This window comes from Pseudomonas fitomaticsae, assembly GCF_021018765.1.
Taxonomy (GTDB): Bacteria; Pseudomonadota; Gammaproteobacteria; order Pseudomonadales; family Pseudomonadaceae; genus Aquipseudomonas; species Aquipseudomonas fitomaticsae.
The window spans coordinates 389,345-411,197 of sequence record NZ_CP075567.1 but is presented as its reverse complement, the minus strand read 5'-3'; the positions used below and the strand labels follow the sequence as shown (position 1 = coordinate 411,197).

The 21,853-nt window shown below is 62.6% G+C and carries 14 protein-coding genes; 7 read left to right on the top strand and 7 right to left on the bottom strand.

The window, feature by feature from the left end; translation table 11 throughout:
- Positions 1–2 precede the first annotated feature (2 nt).
- The 3 genes from KJY40_RS01790 to KJY40_RS01780 all read right to left on the bottom strand — a co-directional run bounded on the left by KJY40_RS01790 (position 3) and on the right by KJY40_RS01780 (position 9,035).
- Entirely contained in the window at positions 3–6,401 is a 6,399-nt protein-coding gene (locus tag KJY40_RS01790; RefSeq protein WP_230734621.1) for an Ig-like domain-containing protein, read from the bottom strand.
- A gap of 55 nt (positions 6,402–6,456) precedes the next feature.
- Positions 6,457–7,302 carry a sulfotransferase family protein gene (locus KJY40_RS01785; RefSeq protein ID WP_011331872.1) on the bottom strand — a complete coding sequence of 282 codons (846 nt, stop codon included), beginning with the start codon at positions 7,300–7,302 and terminating at the stop codon, positions 6,457–6,459.
- A gap of 137 nt (positions 7,303–7,439) precedes the next feature.
- The gene (locus KJY40_RS01780) at positions 7,440–9,035 is read right to left on the bottom strand and encodes a glycosyltransferase family 39 protein (RefSeq protein ID WP_230734619.1); all 1,596 of its coding nucleotides are present in this window, start codon (positions 9,033–9,035) and stop codon (positions 7,440–7,442) included.
- Positions 9,036–9,277: 242 nt separating this feature from the next.
- Between KJY40_RS01780 and KJY40_RS01775 the strand changes: the two genes are divergently transcribed.
- The 7 genes from KJY40_RS01775 (at position 9,278) to KJY40_RS01745 (ending at position 17,111) form a co-directional block, all read left to right on the top strand.
- On the top strand, positions 9,278–9,865 hold the full coding sequence (locus tag KJY40_RS01775) for a phage tail protein (RefSeq protein WP_230734617.1): 588 nt from the start codon (positions 9,278–9,280) through the stop codon (positions 9,863–9,865).
- Positions 9,866–9,921: 56 nt separating this feature from the next.
- A complete protein-coding gene (locus tag KJY40_RS01770; RefSeq protein ID WP_221535789.1) occupies positions 9,922–10,233 on the top strand; it encodes a DUF6916 family protein in 312 nt (103 codons plus the stop codon).
- Positions 10,234–10,393: 160 nt separating this feature from the next.
- Complete coding sequence (locus KJY40_RS01765; protein ID WP_230734615.1) at positions 10,394–12,463, top strand: type VI secretion system Vgr family protein; 2,070 nt, start codon at positions 10,394–10,396, stop codon at positions 12,461–12,463.
- Positions 12,460–13,308, top strand: a complete 849-nt coding sequence (locus tag KJY40_RS01760) for a DUF4123 domain-containing protein (protein WP_230734612.1) — start codon at positions 12,460–12,462, stop codon at positions 13,306–13,308. The genes KJY40_RS01765 and KJY40_RS01760 overlap by 4 nt, the downstream gene beginning before the upstream one ends.
- Positions 13,305–14,078, top strand: coding sequence for a hypothetical protein (locus tag KJY40_RS01755; protein WP_230734610.1), 774 nt, complete (start codon positions 13,305–13,307; stop codon positions 14,076–14,078). Before KJY40_RS01760 ends, KJY40_RS01755 begins: the two co-directional genes overlap by 4 nt.
- Positions 14,079–14,090: 12 nt before the next feature.
- Positions 14,091–14,915: a hypothetical protein gene (locus KJY40_RS01750; protein WP_230734608.1), complete on the top strand. Its 825-nt coding sequence runs from the start codon at positions 14,091–14,093 to the stop codon at positions 14,913–14,915.
- A gap of 12 nt (positions 14,916–14,927) precedes the next feature.
- A complete protein-coding gene (locus KJY40_RS01745; protein ID WP_230734606.1) occupies positions 14,928–17,111 on the top strand; it encodes a lipase family protein in 2,184 nt (727 codons plus the stop codon).
- 1 nt (position 17,112) lies between these two features.
- On the opposite strand, the gene KJY40_RS01740 is transcribed toward KJY40_RS01745, so the two are convergent.
- From KJY40_RS01740 to KJY40_RS01725, 4 genes are read right to left on the bottom strand one after another with little or no spacing between them, the layout of a single operon-like run.
- Positions 17,113–17,604 carry a GNAT family N-acetyltransferase gene (locus KJY40_RS01740; RefSeq protein ID WP_407681981.1) on the bottom strand — a complete coding sequence of 164 codons (492 nt, stop codon included), beginning with the start codon at positions 17,602–17,604 and terminating at the stop codon, positions 17,113–17,115.
- 11 nt (positions 17,605–17,615) lie between these two features.
- Positions 17,616–19,712 (bottom strand): HlyD family efflux transporter periplasmic adaptor subunit, encoded by a 2,097-nt coding sequence (locus KJY40_RS01735; protein WP_230734603.1) that lies wholly within the window; start codon positions 19,710–19,712, stop codon positions 17,616–17,618.
- A complete protein-coding gene (locus tag KJY40_RS01730) occupies positions 19,713–21,032 on the bottom strand; it encodes an efflux RND transporter periplasmic adaptor subunit (protein WP_230734601.1) in 1,320 nt (439 codons plus the stop codon).
- Complete coding sequence (locus tag KJY40_RS01725; RefSeq protein ID WP_115076096.1) at positions 21,029–21,808, bottom strand: efflux RND transporter periplasmic adaptor subunit; 780 nt, start codon at positions 21,806–21,808, stop codon at positions 21,029–21,031. The genes KJY40_RS01730 and KJY40_RS01725 overlap by 4 nt, the downstream gene beginning before the upstream one ends.
- Positions 21,809–21,853 lie beyond the last annotated feature (45 nt).

The following is a 21,853-nucleotide window of genomic DNA, read 5'->3' as shown; positions in this document are numbered from 1 at the left end:
TGTCAGGCCGGCATTTCGCTGATGCCGACCTGTTGCAGAGCTGCCGCCAGGTTGTCGACCCGCTGCTGCTCGCTGTCCTTGATCTGTTGCAGTTGCTGGCCGAGGGTCGGCGCGCCGAACACTCCGCGCAGGCCCTGGGAAATATCACCGCCCTTGATCGACTGGCTGCCAAAGGCGTTCAGTGAATCGCGCTCGGCGCTGCTGTCCTGATTGAACAGGCTCGACAGCGTGCTGCTGCCGAACACGCCGCCATCGCCGCCGCCAAACCCGAGGAAGCCATGACCGGAACCGTCACCCAGGTTGTCGCTGCTGCTGAAGACCTGAGCAATGAAACTCGGGCTCAGCGCACCGCGATTGATGAAAATGTCCCCCAGCGGGCGGATGCCGTTGCCGATCACCCGCTGTTCGAACAACGGCGCGAAAGTCAGCGGTGAACCGAGGTCGCCGGTGGGCGGCGAGAAGACGATCGGTTGCAGCGGAACGTTCGGCGGTGGTGGCGGCGCGACCGGATCGCTGCTGCGGAATTCCGGATCCGGCGTCACCACGATCAATGGCGAAGTGGGCGTCACCGCCGGCACCGTGTTGATCACGTAATTACCGGAGCTGCTGATACTGCTGCCGCTGTTGCCCGACAAGTCGCTGACCCCGGCCATGTTGAGGCTGATCGCATTGCTGGCGCTGTTGACGTTGGCGTTCGGCGTCAGGGTCGCCGTCCAGGTCTTGCCACCGTCGCTGCTGCTCAGGTTGGACAAGGTGCCGTTGGCCACGCTGAGGTCCGACAGGTCGAAACCGCTCACCGCTTCGTTGAAGGTGATGATCACCTGCGAGGTCTGACCGACACCCAGGTTCGGGTTGGCGATCACCACCGTGGCGGTCGGCCGTTCGCTGTCGAGGGCGTAGTTGTTCGACACCGCCACCGTGCTGCCGGCATTGCCCGCAAGGTCGGTGACGTTGCTGGTGTCCAGCGCAATGAAGTTGCTCGGGTCGGTGACATTTGCAGTCGGCGTGAAGGTCGCGGTCCAGGTCTTGCCGCCGTCGCTGCTGGTCAGGTTGCTCAGGTCACCGTTGGTCACGCTCAGGTCGGACAGGTCGAAATTGCTCACCGCCTCGCTGAAGGTGAAGGTCACCGTGGTGCTCTGGCCGATGCCCAGATTTGGATTGGCGACCACGATGTTCACCGTCGGCCGGGTCGCATCGAGGATGTAGTTGTTGGAGATGGCGATGCTCGCGCCAAGGTTGCCGGCCAGATCCTGGACACCGGCGGTGTCGATCAGGATCAGGTTGGTCGGATCGTTGACGTTGGCTGTCGGTGTGAAAGTCGCGGTCCAGGTCACGCCGCCGTCGCTGCTGGTCAGGTTCGACAGCGAACCGTTGGCGACGCTGATGTCCGACAGATCGAACCCGCTCACCGCCTCGCTGAAGGTGATGGTCACCGTGGTGGTTTCACCGATGCCCAGGCGATTGTCGGCGACCACGATGGTGGCGGTCGGCAGCGCGGTATCGATGGCGAAGTTATTGGAATCGGTGGTGCCGACACCACTGTTGCCCGACAGGTTGGCCACCCCGGCGTTGTTCAGGGTGATCAGGTTGCTGCTGTCGGTGATGTTGTTGGTCGGCGTGAACGTGGCGGTCCAGGTGATGCCGCCGTCGCTGCTGCTGACGTTGCTCAGCGTGCCGTTGGCGATGGTCAGGTCGCTGTTGTCGAAACCGCTGACCGCTTCGTTGAAGGTGATGGTCACCAGCGAGGTTTCCCCGGCCTTGAGCGAAGTGTCGGCCACCACGATGGTGGCAGTCGGCACCTGAGTCTGCACCTGATAGTTGGCCGAACTGGTGGTGCCGGTGCCGGTGTTGCCGGCCAGGTCGGTGATGCCGGTGTTGTTCAGGACGATCAGGTTGGTGAGGTCGGTGACGCCGATGTTCGGCGTGAAGGTGGCCGTCCAGGTGATGCCGCCGTCGCTCGACGAAACGTTGCTCAGGGTGCCGTTGGCGACGCTCAGGTCGGAGTTGTCGAAACCGGTCACCGCCTCGCTGAACGTGATGGTCACCAGCGACGTTTCGCCGGGCCGCAGGTCGCTGTCGGTCATGACGATGGTCGCCGTCGGACGCTGACTGTCGACCGCATAGTTGTTGGAGTCCGTAGTGCCGCTGCCAGCGTTGCCCGCCAGATCGGAGATACCGGTGTTGTCCAGGGTGATCAGGTTGGTGGTGTCGGTGATGCCCGCCGCCGGCGTGAACGTCGCGGTCCAGGTGATGCCGCCGTCGCTGCTGCTCACCGCGCTCAGCGTACCGTTGGCGATGATCAGGTCGGCGTTGGTGAAACCGGTCACCGCTTCGCTGAAGGTGATGGTCACCAGACTGGTCTGGCCGACGCCGAGCGCGGTGTCGGCGACCACGATGGTGGCGGTTGGACGGACCGTGTCGATCGAATAGTTGTTCGAATCGGTGGTGCCGCTGCCGGCGTTGCCCGACAGGTTCTGCACACCGGAGTTGTCCAGTGTGATCAGGTTGGTGGCGTCGGTGATGTTGGTGGTCGGCGTGAAGGTTGCCGTCCAGGTAATGCCGCCGTCGCTGCTGCTCACCGCGCTGAGCGTGCCGTTGGCAATCGTCAGGTCGGCGTTGGTGAAACCGGTCACCGCTTCACTGAAGGTGATGGTCACCAGCGAGGACTCGCCGATTTTCAGGCTGGGGTCGGACACGATGATGGTCGCAGTCGGCACCACGGTGTCGATGGCGTAGTTGTTGGAGTTGGTCGTGCCGCTGCCAGCGTTGCCCGAAAGGTCGGAGATGCCGGTGTTGGCCAGCGTGATCAGGTTGGTCGCGTCGTTGACGCCCACGTTCGGGGTGAACGTGGCCGTCCAGGTGATACCGCCGTCGCTGCTGCTCACGGCGGTCAGCGTACCGTTGGCAATGATCAGGTCGGCGTTGGTGAAACCGCTCACCGCTTCGCTGAAGGTGATGGTCACCAGCGAGGTTTCACCGGCAGTGAGATTGCTGTCGGCGACCACGATGGTCGCGGTTGGCCGCACCGTATCGATCGCATAATTGTTGGAATCGGTGGTGCCGCTGCCGGCGTTGCCCGACAGGTCGACGATGCCGGTGTTGTCCAGGGTAATCAGGTTGCTGGTGTCGGTGACGCTGGCGCTCGGGGTGAACGTCGCGGTCCAGGTGATGCCGCCGTCGCTGCTGCTGACCGCGCTCAACGTGCCATTGGCGACCGTCAGGTCGGCGTTGGTGAAACCGCTGACCGCCTCGCTGAAGGTAATGGTCACCAGCGAAGTTTCACCGATCCGCAGGTTGTTGTCGGCCACCACGATGGTCGCGGTCGGGCGCACGGTATCGATGGCATAGTTGTTGGAGTCAGTGGTGCCGCTGCCGGCGTTGCCGTTCAGATCGGCGATGCCGGTGTTGTTCAGCGTGATCAGGTTGGTCGCGTCGGTGATGCTGGCGGTCGGCGTGAACGTCGCCGTCCAGGTAATGCCGCCGTCGCTGCTGCTGACCGCCGTCAATGTGCCGTTGGCAATGGTCAGGTCGGCGTTGGTGAAACCGGTGATCGCTTCGCTGAAGGTGATGGTCACCAGTGAGGTTTCGCCGATTCGCAGACTGTTGTCGGCCACCACGATGGTCGCAGTCGGACGCGCAGTGTCGATGGCGTAGTTGTTGGAGTTGGTGGTACCGCTGCCGGCGTTGCCGGCCAGATCGACGACCCCGGTGTTGTCCAGGGTGATCAGGTTGGTGGTATCGGTAATGTTGCTGGTCGGCGTGAGCGTGGCGGTCCAGGTGATGCCGCCATCGCTGCTGCTCAGGCCGGTCAGGGTGCCATTGGCCACTGTCAGGTCGGCGGTGGTGAAACCGCTGACCGCTTCGCTGAAGGTGATGGTCACCAGTGAGGTTTCACCCACCGCCAGATTGCTGTCGGCGACGACAATGGTCGCCGTCGGGCGCACGGTATCGATCACGTAATTGGCCGAATCGCTGGTGCCGCTGCCGGCGTTGCCGGCAAGGTCGGCAATACCGGTGTTGTCCAGGGAGATCAGGTTGGTGGTGTCAGTGATGCTGGCCGTCGGGGTGAACGTTCCGGTCCAGGTGATGCCGCCGTCGCTGCTGCTCACGGCGCTCAGCGTGCCGTTGGCGATGGTCAGGTCGGCGTTGGTGAAGCCGGTTACCGCCTCGCTGAAAGTAAAGGTCACCAGCGAGGTATCGCCGATCTTCAGCGCCGTGTCGGACATCACGATAGTCACGGTCGGCCGTGCGGTGTCGATCGCGTAATTGACCGAGCTGGTCGTGCCGACGCCCGCCACGCCGTCGCTGATGGCGGTCACCCCGGTGTTGTCGAGGGTGATCAGGTTGGTGCTGTCGGTAATGTTGTTGGTCGGCGTGAAAGTCGCGGTCCAGGTCAGGCCGCCGTCGCTGCTGCTGACCGATGTCAGCGTGCCGTTGGCGATGGTCAGGTCGGCGTTGGTAAACCCGGTGACTGCCCGGCTGAAGGTGATGGTCACCAGCGAGGTTTCGCCGATTTTCAGCGCGGTGTCCGACATTACGATGGTCGCGGTCGGCGGTTCCACGTAGGCGGTGTTGAGCGTGCCGCCATTGTTGAAGATCGCCGCAACGGCGGTCGGTGACGTACCGTTCGTGCCGCCGCCCAATGCCACACCACCGGCACCGCTGCCGGCGGCGTTGCCGCTGATGGTGGCGAAGTTGGCGGCGGTGATCAGCACCGTGCCGCCCTGGTTCCAGATCGCGCCGACGCCGCGTCCGGCAATACCGCCGTTGGAAGCGTTGCTGCCCAAACCGCCACCACCACCGCCGCCGCCACCGGCGCCGAGGTTGTTGCTGATCACCGAAGTGCCGACGATTTTCAGGGTGCCGGTCGAGGCGTTGTAAATGCCGCCGGCGGCATTGCCGCCCGCGCCGCCGACCTTGTCCCAGCCTGCGCCGCCACCGCCGCCGCCGATGGAAATCGTGCCGTTGCTGGCCGTGCCGCCATTGCCGCCGTTGCTGTAATAGGACACGCCTACACCGCCGGCGCCGCCGGTGGTAGAGCCGCCGCGGCCACCCATGTGCGTCGCGTCGTAGCCACCGCCGTAACCGCCGACACCGCCGCTGCCGGCCTGCCCGCCGAGGGTTCCGGTGCCCGGTCCGGCCGTGCCGCCATGGCCGCCGCCCTGACCGCCAAGACCACCGCCACCGCCGCCGCCACCTCCGTAAAACGCACCGGTGACACCACCGCCGCCACCACCGCCGGCCGCCGCGTTGCCGGTGACTGAAACGTTGTTCAGGGTCAGGATACCGGCGTTGAAAATCCCGCCGCCCATGGCGCCGGTTGCACCGTAACCGCCATTGCCACCGTTGCCCGAGACCAGGCCCCGGGTGATAACCAGACCATCCAGGGTCACCGTGCTGCCGGAGGTGATTTCCACCACTCGGGTCCGGTATTGGCCATCGAGCGTAACGTCGGCGACACCGTCGTTGTTCAGGTCACCATCGACCGTGATGTTCTTGTTGATCAGCAATTCCGAGGTGAGCTGCACCGTCATGCCGCTGCTGAAAGTCACGATGTCACCGTTCTGCGCCGACGCCAGCGCTGCGCGCAGCGAGCCGACCCCGGTGTTGGCATTGTTGGTGGCGGTCCAGGTGGCCAGGCCCCACTGGTATTCGCTCATCGCCTGGGTCGACAGCACGTTGGCGCTTTCGATGTTGCCGGTGGCGATCTCCAGATCCCAGTCGCCGCCCACCCCGGTGCGGTTGGTCGAGGCGGCCACGTCGCGGCCGGTCAATTGCGCCAGCGAATCGACGAAGCTCAGGCCACGATCCCCTTCGGCGGTGTAGCAGCCGTAGATCAGGATGTCGCCGCCGACGTTCATGTCCTTGCCGATTTCCGCCAGGATCGCGCTGCGCTGGGCAACGTTGTCGGCCGACAGATAGCTGTTGCCCAGCCATAGGTCACCGGCGTTGCCGTGGGCGATGATTTGCACCGAACTCACGCCCTGATGCTGGTCGAGGTAATCGGCGATCTGCTGCAAACCGTCCTTGCCGGCATCGAGCTTGACCACTTGCGTTCCGGGGGCCACGCCCTTGAGCAGGCTGTCGGCATCCTTGACCCGGGAATCGACGAACACCACGCTCTGCCCCGGCACCGCGACCGGGCTGGCGGCGGGCGTGGCGTCGGCCTGGCCGTGGGTGTCCTTGCTGGCGCTCGGGTGATCGGCAGCCGGCGCTTTCGCGGCATCGGCGGTGGCATGGCTGTCAGCCTGGGCGGCGGTGTCGGCCTGGGCGGCGGTGTCGGCCACGGTGGCCGCGACGGCGCCATCGAACAGCATGCGCGGTTCCAGCGACATGATCATGGGCGCCGCCAGCGTCCGTTGGCCTTCGGTAACCCGCGACTTCTGCTTGCTCCACCACATGCTGCTCACCCGGACTCGAACACAGTTGTTGACGCATCAATGAAAAACGCCGCGATCAACTGATCGCGGCGTCGGACTTCATACGAATGACATTGGCAGCGCTGGCTGAGCCATCGAGCCAAAAGGACAAATCGGCGTATTGCTTGAACAGGTCCGGCGGCAGAATCGTGCGCCGCGACTGCAGGGCGACCTTGGGTTTGACCTTGTGCAGGCCGGCCACGCCCAGGGCCTGGTCGAACTCCGGCGCGTCATAGGCCAGGTGCTCGAAATCGTGCTCGAACCAGGGTTCGCCGATGAAGTCGTAGACCAGCCGCAGCACCCGCTCCGGGGCCTGGGTCAGCAGGTCGTAATCGACGATCAGCAGCGAATCGGCGTGCTCGCCGTAATAGGCTTCCTTGAGCGCCGCCCAGGCAAAACCCACCAGGCGGTTGCGCTGGGCCAGGGTTTCGCAGCGGCTGTAGACGGTATTGCGCTCGACCGCATCGCCGAACAGTTTGGTGTTTTCAAAAGGATTGGCGCGGTACAGCCGCTCGAGGCTGTCCATCACCCAGGCGACGTTGCGCACACAGGCGATGACTTTGGCTTGCGGGAACAGGTCGTTGATGGCCGGCAGTCGCGCAGACCACTGGCGGTTGGTGTCGAACACCACCGGTTTGTCGGCCTTGTCGGCGTAGTAGGAATCGAACAGGCCGCGCAACAGGCGGCGGCGCATGTCGGTATCGATCACCGCGCCGAATTCGCTGCCGGCGCTGCATTGTTCAAGGACACCGGAGAACAGCGCACCGACCGGACTGGTCATGCCGGCATGAAAGCGCGGGTTCTGCAGAAGAATTGCAGAAAGAAGGGTAGAACCTGAGCGCGGCAAGCCGGAGATAAAGTGGAACTGCTGCAATCCCTTCACCGTATTTGTAAGTCCTTTTGTCCGACGAGCGTAGTCCAACAATACCCTTTCGACTAGTAGTGTTTTGATATCAAAACAGAGCAAAACGGACTTAAAAACTTCGTTTTTATCGCGAATAAAATGGTGAAGCGTTTAAGTCAGTTTTCTCCCGCAGCATTGGGCGCCTGCAACGAAAAAAGTCGCGCTTTCGCCCCGCCCGCCTGTACCTGATCCCGCAGCTGCCAGTTCGCAGGCAAGGGCTGAAACGGGTCCGGCACATCCGCATCCAGATCACCGATCAACCAGACCCGGGCACTGTCTTTCGGCAGGTCTCCCAACCGATCCAGGTAAACCCCATCGGATACCAGCGTGCCGAAGCCGTAGTGGTTCGGGCGAGTCGATCGACCTCCGGCGGTGGGCGGCGTAAACAGCCGGACTTGAGCGTCCGTGCGGTTGTAATAGACATAACTGAGGTACCAAAGCATGTCGCTGGTAACGATCCGGTCGCCGCTGGCGAAGTGGCGGTTGACGTAATCGACCATGACGTTGAACTGGTCATTGCGGTCGACCGTGGCGTTGGCGTTAACCCCGATCATCTCGCCCCCCAGCAGCGATAGCAGCACCGCCACCGCCAGCACGCGCACGCCGGTGTAGAGGCGGTCGATGGCCAGCGCCGCCAGCATCGGCAGCCCCAGCGCGTAGGCAGTCAGGTAACGTTCGATGAACACCGGCGTGATGAAGGACACGGCGAACACCAGCAACAACGGCACGCCGGTGTAGAGCGCCAGCAGCACGCTGCCATGGTTCACGCTGCGATCCCGGGCGACGGCGATACCCGCCAGCACCAGCAAGGCCAGCGGCACACCGACGAACAGCAGCAACGGCAGCTGCTCGCCCTCATCCTGGATCAGCCAGAGCCAGATCATCGACGGCAGCGAAGACAGGGTCACCGGATCTTCCCAGCCCACATCGCCGCCGGCCTTGAGCGCGTCCATGTGTTGCAGCAGGTCGATCAGATTCGGCAACCACGGCAAGTAGAGGGCGACGATGGCCAGATTGGCCAGCCACCAGTCCTTGCGCTGGAGATGCTGCAGGCGATAACCCGGCAACAGCCGGATCAGCCCCAGATACAGCCAATGGCTCAGCGCAGCCAGCACCGCGAAATAGTGGGTGTACAACGCCGCCGTCATCAGCAGCGCGTAGATCAGCAGATAGCGGTGACGCTGCGGGCGCCGGATCCACTTGACCAGCACCAGCGTCGCGCCGATCAGCAGCAAGCCAAGCAACGCGTACATGCGCACTTCCTGGCTGTAGCGCACCGCCGTCGGCAGCAGCGCCAGCAACACCCCGGCGATGATTGCAGCGCGGCGGGTGGCCAGCCGGTCGACCAGGCTCACGCCGAGCCCGACTGTGGCGATGCCGGCCAGCGCACTGAAACTGCGGATGGCCAGGAGGCCGTCGCCGAACACGCCGATCCAGCCGTGCAGCAGCATGAAGTACAGCGGCGGATGCACGTCGAACGCGGCGTGCGTCCAGATCCCGCCCAGCGAATAGCGCGCCAGCAACAGGCTCGAACCTTCATCGCCCCAGATCGCGGCCGCCGTCAGGTCATAAAAACGCACCACGGTGGCCAGCAACAGGATCGGTATCAACCAGTGCTCGCGCGCCCAGCGCAACAGGCGCCGGACACCGGCATTCGGTGCAGCGAACGGGTCCTGGGTATCCCCCAGCGGCGTCTCGCGAAGGACCTCCATCAACCTCCCCTCAGCGTTTTTTGCGAACACGATTTGCGTCATTGACTGCGAACACTGTAGGCCAGCGCCGAAGTCGACGCGCGGCCGTGACGACGTCCGGCAAGTCCGTCGATCCGGGTCTACGCTACGGCTTGGCGTGACCTGCCCGCGCAAAAGGAAGGAGTCAGCAAAACGTTTCGACCGGCCCCACAACCAGGGCGACCGCGCGGCGCGCCGACCACACAACAGAAGGATGAGGAACCATGGAAGTCTTTATGGGTACGATTCAACCGTTCGCCTTCAACTTCGCCCCGAGTGGCTGGGCCTTGTGCAACGGGCAAACCCTGGGCATCTCGCAATACCAGGCGTTGTTTTCGTTGCTGGGCACTTACTACGGCGGCAATGGCACGACCAACTTTCAACTGCCCAACCTGCAAGGTCGCGTGCCCGTCGCACAAGGCACTGGGCTGGGCCTGACGCCGCGCATCATCGGTCAGGTGTACGGCACCGAAAACGTCACCGCCACCATCGCCAACATGCCCAACCACACCCACGCCATGACCGGCCTCACCGCCAACACGGCCTTGTCGCTGGCCGTACCCGCCAGCAATCCGGCGACCGTGCCGACCGCTACCAACTCGTACATCGGCGCGTCCGGCGGCGGCCCGGGTTCGGCGAACATTTACTCCGACGCCCAAGGCGCCACACCGGTGCCGCTCAAGGGTGTGACCACCACCGTCACCGGAGACATTTCCTCCACCGGCGGCAGTCAGCCACTGCCGATCCTGAACCCCGCCCTGGTCCTCAACTTCAGCGTTGCCCTGAACGGCCTGTTCCCGTCGCGCAACTGAGCCAACGCCGGGGGCTTCACGGCCCCCGGCCGTTCTTTTTTCACTGGAGTCAGACCATGCTGCAAGCGGTTCAGATTCAACACGTCCAGCCGTTGCTCGGACAACAACGCACGCTGCACCTGCCCGATGGCACGGCATTGCCGATTCGGATCGAGCACCTTGATGAGGTCCCCGCCGCGAAAACCCGCTACAGCGAACGCATGCCCTTCTGCCTCGAATTCAACAGCCTGGTGCCGACCGAGTTCGTCGACGGTTTATGCGCGCTGGAACTGCCGGAACTCGGCCGGGTGGAGGACATTTTCGTGTCACGGGTGCCGGCGATGGGGCGGGATCCGCAGCTGGGGTACTTCTGCATTTCCTTCAACTGATTCGCCACTCTGCAAACCTTGCAGGGCGATTCCGTAGGATACGGCTCCAGCCTTTGTAATCCGGGCTTTTAAACCGAATGACTTGGGAAACGTCCGACATAAATTTGCGGATCATCTTGTTAGCGTTGTTCCGAATCTGTCACAGGACAAGGAACAACGGATGTTCAATGCCAATGCTCGTTTGCGCCTCATCACCGACGCCTTTAAACACGACCTGCAGGTGCTGTCCTTCACCGGCACCGAATCCATCAGCCAGCCTTATTCCTTCGACGTCAAACTGGTCAGCCCGAGACCGGACATCGATCTTCCAGGCCTCATGCACCAGCAGGCTTTTCTGGCCTTCGATGACAACGGACACGGCGTTCATGGACAGATCCGGCACATCGGCCGGGGCGATATCGGGCACCGGTTGACGCGATACCACCTGACCCTGGCACCACGGCTGGCGAATCTGGGTCATCGCTTCAATCAGCGGATTTTCCAGCACCGCAGCGTTGCGCAAATCATCGGACAGATCCTTCAGGAACATGGCATTCACGCAGATGGCTACCTGTTCCAGATCGGCCAGGCCCTGCCGGATCGTGAATATTGCGTGCAATACAACGAATCCGACCTGCACTTCATCCAGCGCCTGTGCCAGGAAGACGGCCTGCATTACCACTTTCGCCACAGCCTCGACAAACACCTGCTGGTGTTCGGCGACGACCAGACCGTGTTTCCAAGGCTGGTCCGACCAACGCTGTTCAAGCCACGCAACGCGATGGTGGCCGACCGGTCGGTGATCCACCGTTTCGATTGCGGGCTCAATACCCGCACCAGTCGCGCCAGTCGGCGCACCTACGATTTCGAAAGGGCGCGCATCGTGCTGGAGTCCGGCGCGCGAATACCGAACGAACATCGCCAACCCGACCTGGAAGACTACGCGTATCCGGGGCAAGTCCTCGACCGGGAGCACGGCAAACTGCTTGCACGACGGGCTCTGGAACGCCATCGCAGCGATGAGCGCGTGGGCCAGGGCGAGAGCGACGAACCGGCGCTGGTGTCGGGGCATTTTCTGTCGCTGTCAGGGCACCCCGAACCCGCATTGAACGACCTTTGGCTGCTGACCGAAATCAGACACGAAGGCAAACAGCCTCAAGTGCTCGAAGAAAACGGCAGCGACATCGCCGTGAAGGATGAAGACGACTTCGTCCAGGGCTACCGCAACCATTTCGAAGCCACACCGTGGGATGCGATCTATCGACCGCCGCTGCGCTATGACAAACCTTCCATCGGCTGTACCCAGACCGCCGTGGTCACAGGGCCGGAAGGCGAAGACATTCATTGCGACGGGTACGGCCGGGTCAAGGTGCAGTTTTTCTGGGACCGCGAAGGCCAGCACAACGACAAGAGCAGTTGCTGGTTGCGGACCACCACGAACTGGGCCGGCAACGCCCATGGCAGCGTGATCATTCCGCGGGTGGGCATGGAAGTGCTGGTGACGTTTCTCAACGGTGATCCCGACCATCCGGTGATCAGTGGCTGCCTGGCCAACAGCGCCAACCCGGTGCCCTATGAATTGCCGGTGCACAAGACCCGCAGCGTTTTTCGCTCCCGCAGCACACCCGAAAGTGGCGGCTTCAACGAACTGATGATTGAAGACCGCGCCGGTCAGGAACTGATCTATCTGCGCGCCCAGCGCGATCTGCAGCAGAAGATCGAGCACGACAGTCATCTGGACATCGGCAACCAGCGCCGGGAAACCATCAAGGGCAACAGCGTCAGCGTGCTCCACGCAGAAGAGCAGCGCGCCATTACCGGTGATCGAAAGACCTATCTCAAGGCCAGCGACTACCTGCACGTCAGCCAGAACAGCCACACCCGAATCGGTCAGTCACTGACGGTCGAAGCGGCCGGGCAGGTGTGTTTGAGCGCTGGGGAGCATCTGGTACTGGAGGCTGGAAAAAGCATCAGCCTGAAGGTCGGAGGCGAGCATTTCGTGCTCGGTCACGGTGGTCTTTTTGGTAGCAGCGACCTGCTGATCGGCGGTACTCCGGCGACCTTTTTACGTGCACCGATTCTGCTGCCCGACAGCGTTGAAGACCTGACGCCACCGACGCCTCTGCCGCCACTGGTAGCGCCCTCGCAAACCGCCTTGATGGCCGACAGCAAAACGCTGGGTGCCGATTTCTGCCCGATCTGCGAAGCCTGTCGAGAAGGTGCGTGCCTGATCGAGGGAGCCGCCGCATGAGCCAATCCTTTGTGCTGCACTGGCTGATCGAGCAACACCGGGCGGATCGCCTGCTGTGCCTGGTACTCGACTCGCAGAACGAACGCGACATGCGCCAGCGCTGGCTGAAGAGCAGCCGTTACGAGCAGTACGCCAGCGTCTACGGTGAAACCGTGGTCGCCGAACTGGCGGACACCGGCCCGTTCCTGTTCACCTTCGACCAGCCCGACGACCGTCGCCTCGACGCCCTGCTCGACAGGCCCGACAGCCATTGGGGCTGGCTCGCCAGTCTGGGCAAAGGCGAGTTGAAGCCGTGGGTCAGGCACTGGCAGGAGCGGCTGCTCGTCGGCGCCCGCCCGCATCAGGCGCTGTACCGCTTTCACGACAGCCGGGTGCTGGCCCGGGCGCTGGAACATCTGCCGGTCGAGGCGCTACCGGCGTATCTCGGGCCGGCCATCAGCGTGTGTTACTGGCAGGGTTCGCAATGGCAGAGCACCGACAACCCTGCGCCCGGCACCTGTCCGCTGCCGGACTCGCCGCCATGGCTGCACCTGCCGATGCCCGAAGAACCCGCCATGGAAATCCGGCTGGCCAACGCCCACCGCTTTCTGCTGGCCGAGCATGTGCAGGCCTACGCCGGATTGGCATGCGCGCAGGATCCGCACATCTGGCTACGCGAACGACTGGCGCAAGCCCAGGCCTGGGGCTGGCTGGCGCCGGAGCGGCTGGAGTTTCTGCTCATCCAGAGCCTCCACACCCAGGCCCTCGCGCCTCATTGGCAACCCCGACCGGACGAAACGCCGGATGAACACTTTGATCGGGTTTACCAGCTTTCGAGGAGCTGGAGCGGGGAGATGCCTTCATGAAGATTCAGCTCAGGAACATCGTCCTGATCGGCGCTTTCGCGGCACTGGGGGGCTGCCAGGGCAAACCGCCCAACACCTTCAAATTCACAGCCGATCTACCACCGGGGTTTGCTTACGTCGCAGCGGTTCATTACGTACCCGAAAAAGGCCAGACCTGCACCCTCGACAGACGCGACAACCTTGCGCCGGTGTTCAACAGCAAGTGGCGCACGGAATACAAGCCTGATGCCGAGATCACGATTCGCAAGACGGTTAAGGGGTGTCCGTTGGTCGTGAGGCGAATCGAGCTGGAGATCAATTCGGCATACGGCAAAGACTGGAGTGACTTCAGCCGTGACGAAGCGATGGTTTTCATCCGGGATGATCTGGAAAAGCAGTTCAAAGGCGAATTCAACAAGGCCGGTGAAAGCACCTTCCACGGTCAGTGTGAGTGGTGGTTTCGCACCTCGGGCAAACCGCGAATTCTAAGAAAAATCCTGGATTGCAGAACGGTCGATGCCCAAGGAGCACGTGCCTACGGGAAGACCTTCGGGGCTTTTAACCCTGATCAACTGCCGGGCAAAACTGTGAGGATGAAGATCACCTTGGCAGCGGACGAGCGACCGGCCATCAAGGACACCTGGGTCAAGGTCACTAACGGCTGGAAACGCTGCATGGGCGACAACTTTGAGGATCAATACGCCTTCTGTTACGGCAACTACACCGACTTCAGCACTTTCACCATGCCGGATGGCCAAGTCTGCACCATTTATCCGGGTTGCACGGAATAAGGAGATTTCGCCATGAAGTCATTGGAAAAGGATCTGCATTCACCAGCGCAGACTGCCCTGAAAACCAGACTCACGCAGCGTGGTGCAACTTTGGGCTGCTGCCTTGTCTTGATCGCAAGCTGTAAGACCGAACCGCCCAACACCTTTAAATTAACAGCCGATCTACCACCGGGGTTTGCTTACGTCGCAGCGGTTCATTACGTACCCGAAAAAGGCCAGACCTGCACCCTCGACAGACGCGACGACCTTGCGCCGGTGTTCAACAGCAAGTGGCGCACAGACTACAAGCCGGATGCCGAGATCACGATTCGCAAGATTGTTAAGGGGTGTCCGTTGGTAATCAGCAGGATCGCGCTGGAGATCAACGCGAGTTACTACAAAGCACGGGGAGATTTTGGGGGTGACGAAGGCAAGGTCTTTTTGGGGAACGATATAGAGGAGCAGTACAAAGGCACTTTCAATGAGGCAGGTGAAAGTACTTTTTACGGTCAATGTGAATGGTGGTTCCGGACAGCTGGCGCACAACGCCGCATCGTCAAGATTCTTGATTGCAAAACATCTGATGCCCAAGGAAAGCGTGGGAAAGGAAAGACCTACTCCGCTTATGGGGTCGATCAACTGCCGGGCAAGACGTTGAGGATGAAAATCACCTTGGCAGCGGAAGAGCGACCGGCCATCAAGGACACCTGGGTCAAGGTCCCTAACGGCTGGAAACGCTGCATGGGCGACAACTTTGAGGATCAGTACGCCTTTTGTTACGGCAACTACACCGACTTCAGCACATTCACGATGCCAGATGGGCGGCAATGCACCGTATACCCCAGATGCACGGAATAAGGAGGTTTCGATATGACTTCATTGGAAAAGGATCTGCAATCGCCGTTGGGCAGCCGCTTGCTGACATGCCCTGCAGGTGGCAAATGGACAAGTTTCCAACTCATCGATGAGTTCTGTTCGGGTGAACCCTATGCAGGGTTGGCTTATATCGCCACCGACTCGGAAGGCTATCGATACAAGGGCCGCCTGGATGCTGCGGGCAAGGGCAGAGTCGATAATCACTTCGCGGGGCCAGTATCGCTGCTGTTTGATCAAGCGTACGAAGGCAAGGAAAACCTCTACTCATATTTGCAAGGCAGACCACATTACCCCCTGAAAATCACCGAACTCCAAGTGCGAGCAGAAAAAAGTCGTTACCTAAATCCGAATGCCACTCGTACACGCGAACGCCCCGAAATCGCCGAGGGTGGGGACTACTTTCAAGTCGAAGTCCGTCATCTGGTCAGGCATGCCTCGCATCTTCCACCCGAGGTGTATCGCGATTACCCCCTCGATTCCGGGTGCGCGGCCATCATGCGCGAACACGGCAAACTCGGCGTCGCCCTGTTGCCGCAACGTCACACCATTCTCGAAGTGCGCCCGCTACGCGCGTTGCGGCCGATGTTATCCACAGCTCCGGCATTCAGTGCACTCAACCTGTACCAGCTCGCATTGATGGCAACCCTGAGTTACTGCCCTTTCGGCCAGAAACCCAAAGTCCCTTCCGCCGAAACCAGATCCGTTAAGTTTCCGCTGCAACCCAGCGTCGGCAACTGGTTCGGCGATGCACTGCCCAAGGGGGAAGAACTGTGGAAAGTCGATAGCGTCCAGGCCAAAGCCTATTACCCGCTCTACGAAGATGTTCCGTATTCCGCAAGGTTGGAAATCATCCCGTTTGACCCGAACCTCTATGCAGTCAACAGACATACGCCTGAACGAGATCCTGAACACCCAGCCAGCGTCCACTTCCTCGACGACATCGGTGGTAAAGAAAGTACAGACACCCAAGCCTTCATCACCCACAACGACGAACTGATCCTGATCGCCGTTCGCGGCACCGCCGAGATCGTCGCCGATGGGTTACGCGATGCCGATGCCTTGCAGGTGCCGTTTGCGGAAGGCGAAGGCCAGGTACATCGAGGTTTCTATGAAGCGGCCAAAAAAGCTGCCGCATTCGCAGTCAATTACCTCGAAAAGTTCTACACCGGCCAAACCCTCCTGATCTGCGGCCACAGCCTCGGCGGCGCAATCACGCTGCTGCTGGCCGAAATGCTCCGTCGTCGGCCCGAGGGCTACAACCTCCAGCTCTACACCTACGGCGCCCCCCGCGCCGGCGACGCGGATTTCGTCAAGGGCGCAGCCGATCTCGTGCATCACCGCATGGTCAACCACAACGACCCGGTGCCCAGCGTGCCCGGCAGCTGGATGAACACCAAGGCCGATATCTACGGCACCGGGGCAGCGCTGACCTTCGTGAATGTCCCGCTCGGTCTGTCGGTGTTCGTCGCGGGCATCACCAACTGGACCGGCGAAGCCTACGACCACCACGGCCGTTTGCGGCACGCCATGCCGGTGGAGTTCGGGCGTGAGCAAGTGTCGTCGATTCTGTGGGAACCAGGCTGCGACACCATCACCCAACACGCAGCCTGTGACGTGGCGATCCGACAGAGGCACGGCCTGCCGGACCGACCGACGTTGCTCAAACAGATTTTCGACGCCGGGCACCACTCGATGACCGGGGCGTACATCCCGGCGTGCTGGGCGGTGTTGCGGCGTTGGCAGGAGGCACAGGAATCAAGTCGCTCGCTGGTCACCGAGCGAGAGTTCGCGCTGGTTGAATCGGCCCTGCAACGCATCACCGATCAGTTGCGCAGCCAGCGCAACAACCTGCCGGGGCGGCCGGACAGCTATGTGCGCACCCGGAAAAACGTCGTCGAAGCGCTCAATCGTGAAATCGAGAAAATTCGCACGACCCGCGAACGGCTGGCCCTTCTCCGGCACCGGCGAATGACCGCCACGGATGTCTATGGATCGATGGCCGAACAGCCGGAACGCCTGGCTGAAAGCCTGCCGCGCTGGCAGCTTCATCCGGAAAACCTCGCAACGGAACAACTGGCCATGGCACCGGAGCCCGCCGAGGATGACCCGCTGCTGGCAACGCTTTACGGCTACAGGATCGGCGCGCCGCACAACTTTGATATCAACTCGATCATCTGACTCAACCCTGCGGATACCACACCAACCGCTCCGCCGCCGGATTGCGCTCTTCCACGGTAAATCCCAACGCCAGGTAATGCTGGCGCGCATGGGGGTTGTTGGCCCAGACCACCGTCGCCACCGGGCAGCGCACTTGCTGCGCGGCTTTTTGCACGCCTTGCAGCACGGTTCGTCCGTAACCTTTGCCCCGGGCCTGGGGAATGAAGGCGAGGTACAACACGCGGATTTCATTGACGCCGAAATCGGTGCTGAGTGCGCCGATGGCCGTGCCGAGTTTTTCCACGATGTAGTGCATGGCATTCGGATGATTTTCACCCATGCCCTGCTCCTGCACCTGAAATTGCTGGGCAACGATTTGCTGCACCTGTTCCTGCTCGCCGTCGATCCATTGCAGATCCGGCCGCGCCGATTGATACAGGCTGTGCAGAAAGGGTCCGTCAGTCGCCCGCGAAGGCCGCACCACCAATCCGTCCGCCGCCAGGTTGTCCGTCATCTTCATGCTCCCTAGAAACCACTTTCCCTGACCCCCAGCGCCGCCATCCGGCGCCAGGCCACGCCAAGCACCGATTCGCCGCTGCCCTGCAACACCACCACGCCGCGCAGCGGCTGCACCGGGGTCGGTGCCTGATCCAGCGTAGTCAAACGCACGCCGTATTGCGCCTGCACCGGTTCCGCCCGTTGCTGCTGGTCGCGGCGCACGGCGATCGGCCCGTGGTGATCGGAAGTCAGCGCCTCCTGATCGACATAGGCCACACCGTTGGTGTCGATTTCATTGAGTTGCACCGCGATGGCGGCATGCATCGGGTCGTCGGCGATAAACCGCCCGGTGGCGCCGGGCTTGACCCGCCACAGTTCGGCTTCGGCCAGATAACCGCGCAGTCGCGTGCCATCCTCGACCACCCGCGCCAGCGCATCCTTGCTCGACAGCCAGCGGCCCGGTGTCAGGCTCGGCAGCAGATCTCGTACGGTGCCCGCATGAGGTGCGCGCAGCAGCAGGCGTTCACGTTGAGCAGTCAGGCCACGGTATTCCGCCACCGCTTCGGCGAGACGCTGCTCGACGATACCCGCGTCGGCAGCGGTTTCACTGCGACCGGCCTGCCGACGCATCAGCAATTGCTGGATGCGGATTTCCCGGCGGACGATGGCCTGCCGCGAGTCGAGGTCCGGCGACTCCAGTTCGATCAGCACGTCGCCCTGAGCCACGGTCTGACCATCCTCCACCTTCACGGCTTTGACCCGCGCCGCCGTCGGCGCGTGCAAGGCACTGGCGCGACCGCCCTCGAGCATCGTCGGCAATTCGACCGAGCTGCGCCACGGCACGATCAGCACCAGCAACAAACCGAGTACCGCCAGACTGCTGAGCAACACCCGAGGGCCGTGAGCCTGTTCGCGGCGGCTCCACCACTGGCGCCACTCACTCATGATCGGCAGAAAGATGAACCACACCAGCTCGACCAGCATCAGGAAGATCCCCAACACCTTGAAGAACAAGTGATAGACCGCCAGCGCGATCCCGAAAAACAACGCCGCACGCCATAACCACGAGCCATACCCCCAGATCAGCAAACGCCGCTGCATCGTCGGCGACCAAGGCTCCGGCGCGGGCGCGCCATAGCCGAACAGAAATTCCCGCAGCCGCCAGCGACACAGGGCAAACGCCCGGCCCTGCAAATTGTCGACTTCCCATAAGTCGCTGAGCAGAAAATAGCCATCGAAGCGCATGAAGGGGTTGAGATTGACCACCAGCGTGGTGATCCACGTCGCGCTGGCGAGCATGAACGCCGCCGTGCGACCGGGCCCGTCCGGCAAAAACGACCAGACCAGCAACGCAAGGCTCGCCAGCAGCAATTCCGCCAGCACCCCACCGGCACCGATCAACAGTCGCGCGCGTCGATCATTGACTCGCCAGGCATCGCTGACATCGGTGTAAAACATCGGCAGCAGGACCATGAACGCCACACCCATGCTCTGTACCCGACACCCGGCGCGCTTGGCCATGAACGCATGACCGAACTCGTGACAGAGCTTGGCGAAGAACAGCGAGATGCCGAACGCGATCGCGCCGCCGAGGCTGAACAGGTGCGGAAAAGTGCCGACGAACCGCTGCCAGTCCCGCGACACCAGAAACACCCCGAGCGCCAGCGTCGCCGGCAGACCGTAGCGCAAGACCTTGGGACCGAAGCGCTCCAGCCACGGCCAGGCACGGTTGAGAAAAGCGTCCGGGCGCCACAGTGGAATGCGGAAGAACAGGTATTGATGCAGCAGGATTTTCCACAGGCTCTGGCGTTGTACGAGGGCCTTGAGTCGATAACTGGCGCGCTGCTGTTCGTCGAGGGCGCTGATCAGATCGTGACCGCGCAGGAACTCCAGCAGTTGCGCCAGCTCGTTGCCGTCCAGAGGCAAACCCGGCTCACGATTGGCGGCGCGCAGCACTTGTTCGGGATCGCCCAGCGACCAGTGGCGCAACAGGCGCATGGCTGCCGCGCCGAGTTTGAAGTAGCGCCCGCGCACCGGGTCGGCCAGGGTCCAGCGCGGCGAACCGTCCAGGGCCGGCGCCGCGGGCGACAATTGCAGGTCGGCACGCAGGCTCGGCAGGGTCATTTACAGGCCTACGCTCTGGCGCAGCCCGGCGAGCGGGCGCCGCAGCAGGTACAGGGCCAGCGGCGCGCGGTCACCGAATATTTTGGCGGTGCCACGCAGGCCGATACGCGGCGGGGCGTCGGCGAAATTGGCGTCCAGCCGATAGGCCAATTGGCCGCCGGCGGTGGGCTGCGCCTCGTAGGCCGAACGTTCGAGGGTGGCGAGGTGGCGTTGCAGCGGATCGCTGTCGAGAAACAATGCAACCTCAGCGCTCGGCTCCAGCGAGATCGCATCGCCCACGGCCAGTTCGATGCGCAATTCAGCCTGGCTCGGATCGGCGATTTCCATCAGCCGTTCGCCGGTCTGCACCGGTTTGCCGGTCCAGCGCTCGGCATCGGCGAACACCGCAATGCCGTCGCGCTCGGCACGCACTTCGCTGCGGTTGAGCAGTTCGCGGGCGTAGTCGCGTTCGGCGCGTTTCTGTTCGGCGCGGGCGGCCAGCAGATCGACCCGGGAGCTGGATTCAGCATCAACGAACGAGCGCTGGGAATTGGCTTTGAGTTCCGCTTCGGCGACCCCGAGCGCACGCTCGGCGACATCGGCCTGAGCCTTCAGCGTCGTGCTTTCAAAGCGCAGCAACAAATCACCGGTTTTCACGCTCTGGTTGGGTTTGACCAGAAACTCGGCGATCACTCCGTCCAGCGGTGCGGCGACAACGCGCCCGCCCTGAGGCACCACTTCGGCGGGCGCCAGCACCGACTGGCGCACCGGGATCAACAGCCCGAGCAACAACACGGCGACCAGCGCCACCTGGCGTTTGCGGGTCCAGCGCAGCCGCCACGGCTTGCGCGGTTGCAGCGCCAGCCAGGCATGACTGTAGGTGTCGCCCAGTTGCGACAGCAACACTTGTTCAGAAGGGTTCCACGGCAGATCACGGGCCAGCCACAAACCGCCGAACACCTGACCCTGACGGTCGATCAGCGGCAACCAGAACACTTGCATGGCCGACAGACTGCGCCAGTCGGCCTGAATCGATTCGCCGACCATTTCCGGCGTGATCACCCGCGCCTGTTTCAGCACATCCTGCTTGAACAACTGCGCCACAGCCTGCTCGACAAACGCCACGAATGGCGCATTCGGCTCCACTGCGCTGACCCCGGTCACCGCCTGCACCTTGCCGGCGATCAACAGCGCCGCATGGCGAAAACCGAACAGCGACTGGCCGTCATTGACCAGGCTGTAGGCCAGTTGCGAAATATCATGAGCGGCGCGGGTCTGCCGTTCGAGATCGAGAAACCGCGCGAACACCTGCTCGGCGCCGCCGCTCACCGGGGCGTTCACTTAAGCTCCGGAAAACGCGCGGTGCCACTCATGCCGGCGAGCAAGCCTTTGGCTTCGGGGAGTGTTGCGACCAGCAACAGGGTCTGACTGCCCTCATCGATCCGCGCACCGAGGCGCTTGACCGTGGCGTCGATCGGCTGACCGGTTTCATCGGGCACGAAGCTGAACGACTGACCGGGCTTGAGCCTGGCCATCCAGCGCGACGGTACCAGCAGATGGATTTCCAGGGTGCGGTTGTCGACCACATCGAGCAGCGGCGCACCGGCCGGCACGCTTTCGTAACGCTGCACCTTGCGCTCGACCACTTGCCCGTCGAACGGCGCGACCACGCTGCAGCGTTTGACCTGGACTTGATAAACCTGAGATTGCGCCTGGGTTTCGCTGACCTTGGCCTCGGCCCGGGCCACTTCGAAACGCCCGACAGAATTGAGCGCCGCCAGTTGCCGGTTGTGCGCCAGCTCTTCACCGGCGCCACGGCTGGCGGCCTGCGCGGCATTCAACTGGGCCTGATAGGCCGAACAGTCGAACCGCGCTAGGGTATCGCCCTTCTTGAACGACTCGCCCTCGCTGAACGGCAACTCGACAATCCGCCCCGACAACTCGCTGGCCAGCGTCGCCTGATCCCGCGCCCGCAACACACCGCGCGCTTCACTGCTGGCCGACGCATTCGCCGCCCCACCGTTATCCAGCAGCGGATCGTCTGGCGCGGGCGTTTGAGCCTGAACTGCACACGTTACAAAGGTCAATCCGACAACCCAACCACGAAAACGCCGCATAACCGTTACTCCCTGACGGATGCTCGGAGTCTACGACAGCGGGGG